Annotated in this window: 10 protein-coding genes; 2 read left to right on the forward strand and 8 right to left on the reverse strand. The window is 61.7% G+C overall.

Features of this window, described 5'->3' with window-relative positions:
- Positions 1-59 precede the first annotated feature (59 nt).
- The gene (locus tag RHM57_RS16210; RefSeq protein WP_322188730.1) at positions 60-1457 is read right to left on the reverse strand and encodes a HipA domain-containing protein; all 1398 of its coding nucleotides are present in this window, start codon (positions 1455-1457) and stop codon (positions 60-62) included.
- Entirely contained in the window at positions 1438-1779 is a 342-nt protein-coding gene (locus RHM57_RS16215) for a helix-turn-helix transcriptional regulator (protein ID WP_322188732.1), read from the reverse strand. Before RHM57_RS16215 ends, RHM57_RS16210 begins: the two co-directional genes overlap by 20 nt.
- Positions 1780-3939: 2160 nt before the next feature.
- Between RHM57_RS16215 and RHM57_RS16220 the strand changes: the two genes are divergently transcribed.
- Positions 3940-7071 (forward strand): hypothetical protein, encoded by a 3132-nt coding sequence (locus RHM57_RS16220; RefSeq protein ID WP_322188734.1) that lies wholly within the window; start codon positions 3940-3942, stop codon positions 7069-7071.
- A gap of 485 nt (positions 7072-7556) precedes the next feature.
- On the opposite strand, the gene RHM57_RS16225 is transcribed toward RHM57_RS16220, so the two are convergent.
- The 4 genes from RHM57_RS16225 to RHM57_RS16240 all read right to left on the reverse strand — a co-directional run bounded on the left by RHM57_RS16225 (position 7557) and on the right by RHM57_RS16240 (position 12273).
- On the reverse strand, positions 7557-8507 hold the full coding sequence (locus tag RHM57_RS16225; protein ID WP_322188005.1) for an IS1595 family transposase: 951 nt from the start codon (positions 8505-8507) through the stop codon (positions 7557-7559).
- A gap of 197 nt (positions 8508-8704) precedes the next feature.
- The gene (istB, locus tag RHM57_RS16230; RefSeq protein WP_322140266.1) at positions 8705-9436 is read right to left on the reverse strand and encodes an IS21-like element helper ATPase IstB; all 732 of its coding nucleotides are present in this window, start codon (positions 9434-9436) and stop codon (positions 8705-8707) included.
- Complete coding sequence (istA, locus tag RHM57_RS16235) at positions 9433-10914, reverse strand: IS21 family transposase (RefSeq protein WP_322140446.1); 1482 nt, start codon at positions 10912-10914, stop codon at positions 9433-9435. The genes istB and istA (RHM57_RS16235) overlap by 4 nt, the downstream gene beginning before the upstream one ends.
- 294 nt (positions 10915-11208) lie before the next feature.
- The gene (locus RHM57_RS16240; protein ID WP_322188736.1) at positions 11209-12273 is read right to left on the reverse strand and encodes a DNA-methyltransferase; all 1065 of its coding nucleotides are present in this window, start codon (positions 12271-12273) and stop codon (positions 11209-11211) included.
- 265 nt (positions 12274-12538) lie between these two features.
- On the opposite strand from RHM57_RS16240, the gene RHM57_RS16245 reads away from it, so the two are divergent.
- Positions 12539-12808, forward strand: a complete 270-nt coding sequence (locus RHM57_RS16245; protein ID WP_322188738.1) for a helix-turn-helix domain-containing protein — start codon at positions 12539-12541, stop codon at positions 12806-12808.
- 467 nt (positions 12809-13275) lie between these two features.
- Here the strand turns inward: RHM57_RS16245 and RHM57_RS16250 are convergent, their stop codons facing one another.
- Together RHM57_RS16250 and istA (RHM57_RS16255) are read right to left on the reverse strand one after the other, a co-directional pair.
- The gene (locus RHM57_RS16250) at positions 13276-14025 is read right to left on the reverse strand and encodes an ATP-binding protein (protein ID WP_322188740.1); all 750 of its coding nucleotides are present in this window, start codon (positions 14023-14025) and stop codon (positions 13276-13278) included.
- Entirely contained in the window at positions 14022-15572 is a 1551-nt protein-coding gene (gene istA / locus RHM57_RS16255; protein WP_322188742.1) for an IS21 family transposase, read from the reverse strand. Before istA (RHM57_RS16255) ends, RHM57_RS16250 begins: the two co-directional genes overlap by 4 nt.
- Between the last annotated feature and the right edge of the window lie 22 nt (positions 15573-15594).

Here is a 15594-nt window from a genome sequence, read left to right on the forward strand (position 1 = left end):
GACGGTTGTGAGCTGGTGGCGGCGATCGTGCAGGTGGCGCCGGCACCCTCCTGGCTCCCTCAGCCGTGGTACGGGCAGCCGTCCAATCCAACCCGCCGTCGGCAAGGCCCCTTGCCACCTCCCCGCGGCTTTCCGCACCGACCGGTATAACTGGGCTGAGGTGCAATCTGGTGCCTCACCACCGCTTCCCCCGGGTCAGACCCCGCCGCCCGCCCGATCACGATCGTCTGAGGTAGCCCTTCCATGATTTCTGGTCGAAGTAGTGCTCCGAAGAACAGGCGGCGTTCGGTGCTCGTCATCCGTGCCTGCTCGGCGGCGTCGTGCCGGCCATCGTCAACCGCCGAGATCACACTGTTCATGATCTCGCTTGCTTCCGGCTCGGACAGCCCGTACGACGCCCGGTGAGTTAAGAGGGCTCCGAGGTTGAATCGCCGGTCGCCGTCAGTCCCGATCCTCGTTTGCGTCATTGACGTCCCAGCGCCCATGAACGGGGAGAGGTCGTAGGCGGGGGTGAACGAAAGCGCGTGGCCGTCCCAGAAAGCGGATGTGTTGCGGAGGTGGTCGTCGTCGGCGCGAACTACCATCAGGAAAGCTAGTCGTCGGAAAATCTCCGGACCGACCAGTGTGGGTTCGGCGGCGCGTTGACGCATCCGATCAACCAGTTCAGGGTACGAGCCGACTCTGTCGGTTGATTCCGCGACCGTGTACCCGGAAACGACCTGACGCCTCCCACCATCCGACGTTCGATCAAACCGTTCGGTCAACAGAATGTCACCGTGTGCGCCCATTGTGATCAGCTGGTGCCGCGGCACGGTGATGCCTACTTCTCCGGCGAGGATGATCGCAGCTGCTTCCGCCTTGATCAGCGGTTCAGTGTCAGTGCGGACGGTGAACTTGGCAAGCCACTGTCGTCCGCCAGCGTGAACAAACGCCTTCGGCTGAGCACCGCCCGGCGTCGCCATGCTATTGCGCACAGCCTGACGGAGCTCCCCCGTGAGATCCTCGTCATCCTGAACACGCGCGGCACCGTCTGCCAGGATCTCCAAGCTCGCCTGGCCGATTCGAGGGACATACGTGTGGGACTCAGCCTGGAAGTCGAGCGCTCCAACTCGGTCTGACCCGGAAGCGAGCATCATTCGGATGTCTGGAACTCTGGTTTCAGAGTCCACGCCAAGCGTGTGTTGGATGACCTTCTGCCCCCACGAGTCCGGCATGGCATCACGGATCGTCAACGGCATGCCCCACACAGGATGAGCTGAGTGGACATCTGTGCCCAGGGCGAGGTGAGGCCCAAGCGCGATGGCGTCCGGTCGAGCGAGGTAAGAATCGCCGTACTGGAACGTGAGGCCGGCACTGGTCCGGGCCGGCGCGACGACCCCGGCGACGACAGGTTCAGTAGCGCCAGGAAGGAACACCCACAGGAAGACGTGTGCCGGGTCAGAAGTCCGTGGAGACACCGGGTTCCTTTCGGTTACGTACGTTCGAAGGGATGAGCGTCAGCGCCTGCTCCATCGAAACCCTGACCCGAGACAAGGTTCTCGGGTCAGTGATGTCAAAGAGGGGAACCCCGACGACGGCGGCGACGTTCAGGGCGTTGCCCAACGACACGCTCGGGCTTCCGCTCTCAACTTGGAGAACCGTGCGCTCGGAGACACCGGATCTATCCCCAAGCTGAACTGCAGTCCAACCCTGCTTCTGCCGGGCGATGCGAACCTGAGTGCCGAGGATGCGCGCCGCATCGGCGGCCTGGTCCACAAGGGCGATGGTGCGGCGAGTCATCCGAGTCTCCTTACTGTGAGGCTAGAGCACTTTTAGCCTGCTACTAACGTGTCGCCTTGTCAAACGCTGTGTTGCGGACACGTATTCCATGATCGCTCGCGACAGTGCAGCCAACGCCAGAGAGGAAAGGGCGCAATCGTGGATCGCTACATGTCTCCAGTCGTGACCGTCGACCCTCACCCTCCTCGCCAACCTCACCGCAAACCAGGTCGCAGCTGCCAGCCAGGTCGTCGGGATCCTCGACGTGCCGGTGGCCGGTGCTGGCGACGGCGCTGAACTGGTGGCGGTGAGCCTGCTGCGGGCGCCAACGAGCTCGTGGCTCATGAGGGTCTACGACCAGGTGGCTGGGATCTTCGCGTTCGCCCCCACACCCCGGGCCGGGTACGACGTCCAGGCCTCCGTCTACCTCCGGCCGGCATGGCGGGGATGCGGGCTGTTCGGTGAGCTGTACGCGGCGCCGGCGCTGCGGTGTGCCCCGTCGGCGTCCGTGCCTGCAGCTCCGTCGCCGAAGACAACCTGCGGTCGATCGCCGCGCACCGGCGGGTGTTCGTCGACGATGGGCGGCTGCTGGATGGGATGACGACGGTCGAGGAGGAGTTCTGGGTGTTCGAATTTGCGGGTGGCGTTATGGGGGCTGTCGGAGGAGGCTGCTGAGCGGGTCGTTGTTACGGAGCATGCCGCTACGAGCAACTGATCGGGCGTGTGATTGCTTGGTGGCACTCCCCCGTCACCAAGTAGTCACAAGGTGTCGCGCACTTGCACCGCCGAATCGGAATTGCCTGAAGGAGGGAGCAGAGTCCCAATCCGATTGCGAGCCGACTTGCCGACTTGCCGACTTGCCGAACTCTGGCAGGTCGGCGTCTGGCGCGAGTCGGAGAACTCCGAATTGACGCCGCACACATATAACTGCATGATCCCTCCCACCACCTTTGAAGCTTCCCACCCACGAGCATCGCGCGGACGGTTCACCGTAAAGACGCAATCATCGCCGGACGCGGTCACTAACTTGATCCAGGATCTCGTCACGGGAGAGGGTAGGCCTGCATCCAGACCGAATACGGACGGACACGCCGGCTGGGGCGTCGCCATGTGGGCCGACGCTGAAGCACGAGGCAGAAGCGCGAGGCTAAGTCTGGAACGATCCAGTCTGTATTCGCGCTTGGGGATCGAGGGAACCAATACTTTCGAGATCTTCGACCGGATCAACGCGATCGTGGACGATGCGGAATTGGGCGCTCGCTCGTAGTTGAGTCAATCATTTTCAAGATGCGACACTCAATCAGGTCGCGGTGAGTTTGACGTTTGGGAGTAGTTTCATGCGTTCCCGCGTGCGTTTCTATCCTGGCAGTTGAAGTGGGATTCAGAAGAACGTCGACCCGGTTGACGAACTGCAGTGATCGCGGTGAACCTGTGTTCAGGGACCAGCATTTAGGTCCCAACGTGCTCGAGGCGGCTGCGGGAGACATGGTCATAGTGAACCTGCGCGGCGTCGACGGCATTGGCAGGCAGCCGAGACGTGACAACCGAGGCTATGCGTTCCTGCAGTCTGGACGGGAGTCGGCGCAGCAGAGGAAGCCGGCATGGCTTCGGGTTGGCCAAATGATCTACTCAGAAACTGCGGTGGGCCGCCCGCAGACGCAGCACCGCCCAGTGATCGCGGTTTCGACGCGTCGTCACAAGGCATTTGAGAGTGTGACCGACAGTTAGGTCCCATGCATGAGTACCCATGCACCCGCGAATTACCCAGGCCAGGTAACAGCCAAATACCTGATCATATGCGATAAAAATTGATCATTACCCGGTTACCCCGTCGACGCTAGACCTAGATAGATGTTTGTCAACATCGAGCGCCCAGATATGGCTGGTGGGAATTCGCCTGTATGAAATTATCTGGGTAACTGGGTAACTCAATCTATCTAAGGGCATGAATCCCAGTCATTCGCTGGTCGGATGCCATTACCCGGAACCGGTAATTGGGGTAATTGGGGTAATTGGGGTAATCAGTCAGCCTCTTATCCTCCCAATGCGCATCGCGTGCGAAGGATCACTCCCCTGCAGTTCGGACACCGGTGACCTCTGGTTTCTCGCAAAAGACTCCCCGTATGGCGCGGTGCCCGCCGACGATTCCAGCCGGTTTCGAAACCTGCGCATAGAGACTGTATGACCACCTCAACCGCACCCAACCATCCGATGACACCCTGGACCCCTGACGACTACGCGCCACTTGTCACGTTCACCGGCGCCCACAAGCTTGCCTCCTCGGGCGTTGCGCCACTCGTCGCTGCTGCGCGTGGCTATGAAACAATCGAGAGCTCGCACGTGCCGGCCTTCGCCAAGACACACGGCTTTGGTTCGTCCAATACCAAGAGGTATGCGCAGCTCCACCGCATTACCCAGTACACCGACGCTCTCGTCCTGATGTGGTACCAGGCGGATCAGGTCGCATTGGCCAGAACAAACGATCAGACGCCAATCTTCACGACCATGCAGTTGAGGCCCGGAGTCGCACGACCGAACGCTTCCGGGAAGTTCGCCAAGTACGAGAACATGGCCGGAAGCGAATCCGTAATCGACATGAACCCAGCCACGCCGGCTGAGTGGTTCACTGACTCACCTCGAGTGCTGATGACCGAAGGTGTCATTAAGGGCGATTCGGCTTTGACGGCCCTCCTCCGAGCCAACGGTGTCGGCGACGACGAACTGCTCAGCGGTGGACTGACCCGCATCGCTGCCTGCCAAAGGCTCAACGAACTGATGCTGCGCGTTCCGGTCGAGAACCGAGTCACCATTTTGTCGCTCATCGGTGTTGGCAATTGGAAAGGCAATGACCTCTGGGTTAGCTTGTCGCTGGCGAACCGGGAGCTTCTGCTCGCGTTCGATGGCGATGTCGCGACAAACTGGAACGTCTGGAACCAGGCCAACAACTTGTGGCGGTTCGCATTCGGGCGGGGGGCCCGCGTCAAGCTCGTGGACCTCAGTCTCAGTGTGGACGAAGAACTCGTGCAACTCATGGCAGATGGTCCGAGGACAGGGTCCTTCATTGCCAGCGTTGACGACATCCCAGCAGCGGGGGACAAGGTCGGGCTCGACGACTTCCTTGCCAAACACGGAACGTGGAACAACATTTTGGAACGCCTGCAGGCCGCCCTCCCTGACTCGCCGCGTCGTCAGCGGGGTCACGCCGACACCGGAACCTGGAGGGTTGCCGAGGACAACAACTCTGTCCAGGCCCTCCTCCCCGGGCCGCCGGACATGGATGGCAAACCGGGCCCGCTGGAGTGGAAAGTGCAGATGAACATTGGCGGTCACGTTGCCTCCGTCGAAACACACCGGGCACCGTCATCCCTAGAGGTCAAGACAGGTCGCTTTGGTGCGGGCCTTGAGGAGGAAGATATTCCCACAACGTCTACGTGTCGCTTCGATTTGCAGTGGCTGAAGGAGGACGGAATCACCGAACACGCAATCGTCACCGGTCCCGCCACACTTCTGATGTACCCGCCGGAGCAGTGGGACAAAATGAAGGCGAACCTTCCGAACAACCTCCTTCTGCACCCTGAATGGCCTCCCGGTCGCGACGGGATGAAGTGGTTGTCGGCCATCAAGGACAACGTCGAGGTCCCGACCCAGCAGAACGTGTCATGGTCGAGGATGGGGTGGGTTCCAGTTGAGGGTTCCAGCGTGTGCTCGTTCATCTCTGGGCGCACCATCATTTCCCCAAATGACGAGGACAAGGCGATGACCATCGCCGGGGTCACCGACATCGTGCTGCCCGGGGCATCGAATTTCGGACTTCCCAAATCTGAACCCGTTGTAATGTCGCACGAGTGGGTCGAACAGGTCCGAACAGACCTGACCGCACTCCGTGAACACTACGTCGAGAACGCACCGTGGACGGACGTCAACATCGCGGCGGTCGTCATGGCAGCAGGCCTGCGTCCCTCCGTCCCAATCTCGTGCACGACGGCCATCTGGGTTCAAGGCCCTCCGGGTCAGGGTAAGAGCTGGTCGGTCGCCCAGATTCTCTCTTTTCATCAGCAGAGGGCCACTTGGACGAACAAGAAATTACCCGGGTCGATGAAAGATACAGCCACAGGAGTTGAGCAGGCCATCGCCCAAGCAAACATTTGGGTAATGGACGACCTCGCGCCGTCCCCCGACAAGCGGACGAACGACCTGGAGCAGGCCAAAATCGGCGACATCGTCCGGTCAATTCACAACAAATCCTCCAAGCGGCGTTCGGGCGTTGACCTGAAGGCACGGGAGGTATTTGTTCCTCATGCCCTCCTGCTCGTTACGGCTGAAAACGAGCACACCATCAACTCAGTCCGCGACCGAACCGTCGTTCTCAACCTCGACAGGAATTCGCTCCGCAGTGATGAAGCGCGCGACGAGATGGACGACTTCCGTGACAACAACCGTGCCCCCGGACGACTTATGGCCGCTGCTGTGCAAGCCTTCCAGCACCTCGCCACTCTGAACGGATGGCCCAAAATGATGTCGAACATTGAGGGTTCTCCCGAGGACGGCGTCCGCCACAGCCAAGGATCTGAAGATTTGTCAATCATGGGTCAGTATCGCACCCTGGCGAAGGAGGTCATCGGCGGTGTGAAGGTCACTGGAAAGTCCGACGGTCGACACGTAAACATGGCTGTCGACTTGATGCTCGGACTCGCACCCCTGCAAGTCCTCGCGCAGATGGTTCACGATTCGGAAATGCTTGCCCTCATGAACCCAGCTACGACGGGCAGCCTCCCTGCCCGCGTGGCAGCTGTGGTGTCCTTGTCGTATAGGAGCCAGAGTGAATCAACGCCAGGCCTTGCAATCCTTGGGGCTGTGCGAAACCTGCTCGCCGCAGGAAAGGCTCACATTCTGAACGCAAACGATCCCGCCTTGCCTCCGCTAGCCAACACCCAGTACGCGGCGAACCGGGCCCTCGGATGGCAGGTCGACACTCAGGACAGGCTGCGCCCCCTGGGCACGGCAATCGGCTACCTGACAGCAGCCGGGGCAACAGGAGAGATGGACGTCGTCATGCTCCACCCCGTCAACGCGTTCGACCAGGCACAGCGCACCTATCCCATCGCGCTTCCGGCCGGAACATCGCCGACGACCTCCTTCGGAAGCCTCTGGAACGAAAAACTCATCCACCCGCACTATCTAGCTAAGGGCCGCGATGGCAATCGGGTCGGGAAAGTCTTCAGCGTCGCTGGACATTCCAATCGAAGCGTCCCGATTCACATCGACCTAATCCTGGGTGAGCGCATGTCAGCCGACGGTGGGGAGTCCGAATAGGGACATGGACAAACCCCGACTCGGTCACTGCGCCTCCTCGACCGCGCGTATGAGCGTAGAGCTAAGCGGCTCGCAACGCCGTCGGACGCGAGACGGCTCCTTGCTGAGCGGCGTCAGGACAATAAGTGGAAGACGCTGCGCGTACGAACCCTTTGACCGCCGACTCAATTGACCTCAACAGAGCATGAAACGGGCCTGTAGTCCTGGCTGACTGCGCCCGTTGTGGACCTCGTGGGCGAAACACGACACTTCCGCAGCTGAGTGTCGTATACTGAAGCACGCTCTGCCCGCGTGGCCCACAACGCTCATGCACACTCCTGCGGACCGTGCAATCCGCTACTGCACGGTCACTGTCGAAACAACGGGACCGCTACGTCACCCGCCACCCAATGGGCCGTTGAGAAGCGCAATCCCGACCAGCGAACCAGTCTGTGTTTTGTCAACTCGAACCCGGCCATTTGATCGCTAGTGCGTATCCGCTTAGCTCAGCTTCGCTTGGCTGCTGCCGGGCCTTCGGCCACGATCTCAGCCCTGGTAGACGGCGGATGGTGGCTGCTGAGACCAAGGAGGGTTTGAAAAGCGGCCATCGGTGTGCGTCGTCGGTTGTATCGGAAGATGAACTCGTCGAGGTAGACCTGAAGATGCTCGGCGCTCACGCCGCGGTGTGTGCCGCGGAGCCAAGACTTGAAGTTCGAGATCGCCCGGTGCGCCCGCGGCAAGACCGGGTCGGTGTCGCCGTCACGCTTGGCCTTAGCCTGGCTGCGCCGGCGGTGCACGTAGCCCATACTCGTCAGTTTCGCGTAGCCTTGCCACCCGTCAGTATGCACGATCGCTCCCGCCTCGACGGTCCGTTCGATGAATCCGGACAACGTTGCCGCGGTCGCGTCGTCGATCAGCTCGATCCGTATGCGACCTGAACCGGTGCCGCGCACCTCCACTGCGATGATCCCGGTGGAGGCCTTCGCGACCCCGCTGCGCCCGCCGCTCCTGCCCTTCTCCACACCGCCGATCTCGAACTCATCGACTTCGACCTCGCCCGAGAGCAAACCCCGATCAGGGGCAACCATTGCGCGGCGCAGCTTGTGCAGCATTGTCCAGGCCGTGTCGTAGCGGGTCAGCGCGAGTTGACGTTGCAACTGCCTCGCTGACAATCCTGGCGTGCCGGTAGCCACCAAGTACGCCGCCCAAAACCACAACCGCAGCGACAACCGGGTCTTGTGCATCACGGTCCCGGCCGTCACCGAGACCTGATACCGGCATTGGACGCACTGCCACAGCCGTCGGGTGGCGATCGGATACGCGTCGCGGCCACCGCAACGGGGGCACGTGAACCCCTCCGGCCATCGACTCTCAAAGAGATAGTCCAGGCACGCCTGCTCATCCACGAACCACTCCTGGAAGGCCAGAATCGACCGTGGAAAATCAGGTTTGGACACACTTCACACTAGCTGAGCTAAGCGGATACGCACTTGATCGCTAATTAACCGGCCACTTCAGCACCGTTTCCGGCCAATTGATCACGGTGCCTGCGGCGGTCGGTTTTGGGGTCGTTTCCTCGCGCTGACCCGCGGCAGAGTGGCGTTGGGGTGGCCCAATCGGCGTCAGGTTCGAGACCAGCCGGGCCTGGCCGGGGCTATTTCATGAGGGCATGCTTGACGCGGTAGGACTCGCCGCGAAATTGGAGGAGGCGGCCGTGGTGGACGATGCGGTCGATGACGGCGGCGGCCATGTTGTCGTCGCCGAACACTGTGCCCCAGCGTGAGAATTCTAGGTTTGTGGTGATGATCAGGCTTCTTTTTTCATAGCCGTCAGCGATGACTTGGAACAGGAGGCGGGCGCCTTCGGTGTCGATCGGAAGGTAGCCGAATTCGTCGATTGCGAGTAGCTGGTTTTTCGCTATGTTGACCAGTTCCCGGTCGAGGCGGCCTTCGTCTTTGGCGCGGCGCAGCTGCATCACCAGGGACGAGGTTGTGTAGAACCGGGCCGGTATTCCTTGTTGGCAGGCGGCGGCGATCAGCGCGCTGGCGAGGTGGGTTTTGCCGGTCCCGACATCGCCGTAGAGGACCAAGTCTTCGGCTCGGTTGATGAAGTCCAACGACGTTAGCTCCTCCCTGCCGTAGTCCTCAGGGAATTTCACGCTGGAGTAGTCGAAGCCCGTGAGTGATTTCAGCGCTGGCAGTCGGGCGGCCGTCAGCAGTCGTTGGCGGCGTGATGCTTGTCGGGATTCGTGCTCGGCCAGGAGCATTCCGTGGAGGTATTCGCGTTGTTTCGGGGTGCCTTTCTCGGCCCATTCGACCAGCACGCTGTGGGTTAGTGACGCCTGCCGGCCGGTCTCGATGATGTCCTGCGCAGTGATCAGAGTCATGCGATTTCTCCCGTCAGCGTGTTGAGGGTGGTGAAGCTTTCGGTGGTGAAGATGTCATAGACGCTCAGGTCCACGTTCTCCACGGCCGGGCTGGTGCCGTCGGCCAGGCGTCGGGCGAGCATGCCCAGCGCGGCGATCTCGGGGGTGTCGCCGCGCTGGATGAGCAGGTCGGCAGCAGTGATGGCGGCGTCGAACCCGGCCGATCCCGATGCGGCCTCGACGGCACTGAGCAGGCGGCGTCGGTTGGTCGCGGGGGCCTTGTCGAGCCAGTCGCGCACCGGCTCAGAGACCAACGGCCGCAGCGGGGAATGGCTCCAGGCGCCGGGCTTGGTCACTAGCAGCGGCAGCAGTGCCGCGGGCTCGAAGATCGTCTCGGCCTGCACTCCGAAGGCGCGGGGAAAGGACCGCACCGGCGCGGAATGCTCATCGAGGATCTCGACGACGTCGTGGCGGAGCCCGACGGTGAGGGTGCGGCTGTGGAATGAGGATCCGGCCGCGTAGGTGTTGCCGTCGATGAGGACGTTTCCCTTCTTGTCAGCCGTGCGGGACTCATAACGCACCGGGTCAAACCCCACGCCGGGCAGCGCCAGCGACGCAGCGACGTCTTGGGCGAAGAGCTCGCTGATAGGTAGGCCTTTCCGGTAGTGCGTCGTCTCGGCCAAGGCCATGCACCGTGTCATCAGCACGTCGTTGAGCCCCTTGAGAGTGGCCGCTTCTGGCTCGGGAACCATCAGGTTTCGGCGGAGAAACCCGACGGCGTTTTCGACGTTGCCCTTCTCGTTGCCGGAGTATGGATTGCAAAACCGCGACTCCGACCGGTAATGCAGTTTGAACGCGCCGAACAGTTTGGCCTCGACGACTTTGGTGCCGACTCTTCGCCCGATACCGGTGGCGTTGTCAAAGACCAGGTGCCGGGGCGCGGCGCCGATGTGATCGAACACGGTGCGCAGCCCGTGGCAGACGCACTCGGCGGTCTCTCCGCGGTAGGCCTGAACGAAGCGCATGTCCGAGAACGGGAACGTGACGACGAAGATGTGCAGGATCTGGCGGATCCCGCCGATGATGGCCTCGGCCTGGCCGAAGTCGACCTGCGCAGTGCCGGCCGGCCAAACCAGCTCCGTGAAGCCCTCACCGGCCTGACGGTGTTGGTCGTTCCACTTCCTCACGAAGCGTTGCACCGGGGAGTAGCTGCCGCTGTAGTTCTCCTCGTTCATCAAGCGATCAAAGACCCGCTTGGCTGTGTGGCGTTGCTTGCGCGGCCGGCGTTGGTCCTCGCCCAACCACGTCTCAATGGTGTCTTCAAACCCGGTCAAGGCTGACCCGGCTGGCCTCAGAACGGGTGTCGGTGGTTTCGGTGAATAGTTCTGTTGCCCGGTGTATTTCGCCACCGCATCGCGGCTGACTCCCAACCGGCGGGCGATTTCACGGCCCGCAATTCCGTGGGAGTCGAGTGTTCTGATATTTTCTTGCACGGACATGGGTACCGTCATCTGCTTCCTGGTTCCTTCCGGCGCGACCGCTTGGCAGTAGACACGCCTTTAGGAACCTATCGGGGGGTGGCGGGCCCATGTCTCCATCGCTTGGAGAGGGCCACGGCCGCCAGGTGATCTCAATCTCTACGCATCCCCAACCCCATTTCTTGGGCGGGATTTGCTGGCCTGATTTTTAGCGCTCATTTGGCAGGAAACCAGCCGCTAACTTGGCAGGGATCCAGCGCCGAAACGGCCTACAAAGAGTTGATCACACACACAGTCGGAGAAGCATTCAGTGCGTCACCCCAACCGTTCAAGCCGCTGCTCGATTAGGGGTAGGTACGCAGCCTCTTTTTCAAAGCCGATTGACCTTCTGCCAGCTCGAGCGCACGCCTCTAGTGTCGTGCCCGTGCCAGCGAACGGGTCCAGAACAAGTTGGCCTGGGCGAGTCACTAATTGTACGAGCCAATCCATGACAGCCAGAGATTTGACGGTAGGCCCACTCATCCCACCCACCTCGGGTCTCTCGCTCTTCGATGCCTTCGGGTGATGGAAGAAAGTCTGGTAGAAACGTGTTGCGTCTTCGTTGCGACCGCGAGTCGATAGGCCTTGATCGTGCACCTGGGCTACAGGACATTCCCGGAGACAATGATTTTTGGTACAGCGTTCCGTATGGTGCAAGAGAACGTTGCTCGGCAGGCGACCCGCCGGCGGCGGTGTTGACTTAGCTCCCGCAGGGCGATCCACTCGCCATGTCTGGTTTCCATTGACAATGCCTGGCGTTCGACTGCGGTTCTCCATACCAGCGGGTATTCGACATGCATCGACATTCAGCCCCCCGACCCCGCCGGCTGCTATCACGTTTGCCATCGATTCCCGCGGCGACTTGTTGCGGAACATGAGGATCGGCTCCAACGCAGGCCTGAGCATGTTGCCAAATCCAACATAGTCACGGGCAGCGTCGGTGGCTCCGACACGCGTCAGTTCCGCGTCTAGATGCCGAAATCCGGCCGCGAAACCTTGGCCGTGGATAAGCGCGAGACAATCGACTACCTCGAAACCGGCATCCTCAATTGCGACCGACATTCGGGCGAAGGTCTTGGGATGACCGAACGCGAGGAGATTGCTCCCCGGCTTCATGACCCGGCGTACCTCCTGCCAGAAGTCCGGGTTCATCGCGATCTTGGAACGGTCCCAATGAGGACGCCCATACTCATTCTTCGTCAGCCCGATTGCGAACGGCGGGTCAGTCAACACACAATCAAACATTGAAGGCGGGAAGTCCTTGAGTAGATCCCACGCGTCGCCATGCAGAACCGAGACAAGCTCTCTTTTGGAACGGCTGTCGATCTCTTGAGTTGTCATCTAGCCACAACCATAACGGGGCCACGGGGCGGGTCACCGCGCATGTCCATGCGGTCCGGAAGGTTCGCGGCACAGTTGACCTGGCTCGACTAGTTCCGTCGACGGGCGGAAGACACCAAACGATCGTGGTCCGCCGGCGTTCAGTCACCCCCACTCACTCCAGAAACCGCTTCGGGCTGCACAAAACAGAAAACTGTCCCGCGCATGTACTCCGTGGATCGGGGATTCCCGCTCCGGCCAAGCAACCGGAAAGTACAGACACATCATGACGCTCACGTCGTTTCAGACATCACCCCGAACTCCACTCCTCACGGCAAAGGAGGTTTCCGAGATTCTGCGCGTCCCGCTGGCAACCCTCTACAAATGGCGGACTACAGGCGGCGGCCCGGAAGGCCATTTTGTTGGGCGTTACCTGCGTTTCACCCAACAGGCTGTCGACGTTTGGTTCATGGCCGGTGGGAACAAATCGTCCAGCGTCGTAGTGAGGATGGTGGCCAGGGCTGCAGCAAAGGCCGAGGACGTCAACCGTGGCTAATCGGATCCTCCCCGTTGGGGGCTCGCCTTTCGGGAAGGTTTCCACACGCCTGCTCCCGAATGGGAACTTTCAGGCGAAAGCGCGCATCCGTTTTGAAGAAGGTGGGAGGCTCTACCCTTTCACTGCTCAGGACGCTGATGAGGACCTCGCCGTCCAAGCTCTAAAGACCAAGCTCCTTTCCGCCACTGAACCCGCTGCCAAGCCGAGGCGCCGGGTGGACCTGGATGGTGTCCAGATTGCCGAGGAGTTCACGACCGAAATCCATAGGACTCGGCCAAATACGCTGGTTCGAGATGCCGTCGCGCTGTGGTTCCAATCCGTAGACAGCGACCCACTGCGCCGCGCCCAGACTAGGTGAGTATTCGAGTCTCTGAGCCCCACCCGATCGTGCGGTTGAGCCCCACTGGTCGTGCGGAAGAGCACCAGTGGTGGTGTGGCTCAGCACCACTGGTGCTCCCCGTCACGGATTACGCGGTTGCGAGGGCGGTTTGTTCCCTCATGTTGTAGGTGCCGGTGTCGACCCAGGTGGTGTTGTGGATGATGCGGTCCATGATGGCGTCGGCGTGGACGCTGGCGCCGAGGCGTTGGTGCCAGTCCTTCTGTTGATACTGGGTGCAGAACACTGTTGATGTCTCGCCGTAGCGGCGCTCCATCAGCTCCAGCAGCATTGTCCGCATCGATTCCGTCGGCTTATCGAGCAGCCACTCGTCGATGACCAGCAGCGTGAACGCGGCATATTTGCGGAGGAACTTGCCCGCCCCGCCCGGGGCGTCTTGCGCGGCGACCCAGGCTTCCTCGAGGTCGGGCATCCGGACGTAGTGAGCGCGGATTCGATGCTCGCAGGCCCGTTTGGCGATCGCGCATCCCAGATACGACTTCCCCGACCCGGTAAAGCCCTGGAAGACGACGTTCTGCTGCCGGGTGACGAACGAGCAGGTCCCGAGCTGGGTCAGCACCTGCCGGTTGAGGCCGCGCTCGTCGAGCAGGTCGATGCGCCGCAAATCCGCGTTCGGGTAACGCAGTCCCGCCCGCCGGATCAGCCCGTCAACCTTGGAATGCATGAAGCTCGAGTAGGCGTCGTCGACGACCAGCCGGACCCGTTCCTCGAAGGTCAGGCTGATCGAGAGAATCTCGTCCTGGAGGTCGATGGCCTCCAACAGCTCGCCGGCATTCATCTCGCGGAGCTTGCGTTTAGTCTCCCCGTCCAGCGCGCTCAACGGTTCCCTCCGGCGTAGTAAGCGCTGCCACGAACATAACCGCCATCGTCCGGTTCCGGTTCCGGAACTTGTCCGGTTTTGTCTTGCCCGGTGTCGAGGATCGGCCGCAAATGCGCGTAGCGCGGGGAGCGGACCGGCCCCCGCAGCGCGAGTGCGCAGGCGGCCTCGACCCGGGCCGGAGGGAACCGGCGCGACAGTTTCAGCACGGCCAGCGCGGCGTCGAAGCCGGCCTCGTCGATGAAGACGGTCTCGAAGATCTTGGCCGTCACGGTGACGGTTGCCGGCCCGATCCGCGCGGCCCATTCCTCGATCCGGGCTCGGTCCCAGGCCTGGAAGCTGCGCCCCTCGGGCAAGTCCGCATCGTTCGTCCGATACTGGTTCGTCGTCGTGACCGGCAGCAGCAAATGGCTGGCCAGACGCTCGTCGCGCCGATAGACCTCCAGCATCGTCTCGGTGACACGAAGGTCTACCAGCGCGCCGATGTGGCTGAAAGGGACGGAGTAGAAATTCTTGGCCCAGACCACGTGGGCGTTGGCGTTGACCTTTCGTTTATAGGACCACGTGCTGATCTCGAACGGTGCCGCTGGCAGCGCCTGCAACAGAGGTTTCTCCTCGGTGGTGAACACGCTGAGGCGGGACCCGACGCGTTTCTGGAACGGCTCCCGGTTGTAGGCATCCATCTGTTCCCGGATTCGCAGGCGCAGCTGTGCCAGCGACGTGAACGTCTCCTGCCGCAAACCCGCGATGACCCAGGTCGCGACATGGGAGACCGTGTTCTCAGTACTACTTTTGTCGCGCGGGTGCCGAACTCTGCCGGGGAGCACCGCGGCCGAGTAGTGCGCAGCCATCTCCCGGTAGGCATCGTTCAAAACGACCTCCCCTTCCTTCGGGTGGGAGATCACCCCTGTCTTCAAGTTGTCGGGCACCAGGCGTGGGACGCTGCCGCCGAAGAACGCGAACATTGCAGTGTGGGCGCGCAGCCACGACTCCTGCCGCATATCCAGGGTGGCTTCCACGAACGCATAGCGGCTGAACGGCAGGCACGCGACGAACAAATACACCTTCGACATCTCGCCCGACGTCGGATCGAGTAGTTGCATTGTGGGCCCGGACCAGTCGACCTCGATGCTGCGGCCGGCTTTGTGGCCGACCCGCGACGTCGCCCCCGAGACAGCGGCGTGCTCGCCATAGAGGCGGCAGAAGCGGTCGTAGCTCATCGTCGCCTGCGCCATCGATGAGGCGTCTACATACTCCTGGTGCAACAGCTTCAACGTCACCCCGACCCTGGCCAACTCCGTATGCACCCGCGCCCAGTCCGGCTGCGCGAAGACACTCTCGTGGACGCCGCGGCCGGGGAACAACGTCGAATACACCTTGGCCTCCGACAACTCGGCGACGTCGTCCCAGTCGAGCCCGAGCCGCTCTGCTGCATCGAGCACAGCTCGAATGCTGTGCCGGGACATTCCCTGGGCGGACTCGATAGCCCGTCGCGACAAGCCCTGATTACGCAGCTGCAGGATCTGCTTCGCTTTGATCTTCCGTACCATTGCCGGTACTCCTTCCACCGTG

This window comes from Cryobacterium sp. 10S3, from assembly GCF_034344045.1.
Taxonomy (GTDB): domain Bacteria; phylum Actinomycetota; class Actinomycetes; order Actinomycetales; family Microbacteriaceae; genus Cryobacterium; species Cryobacterium glucosi.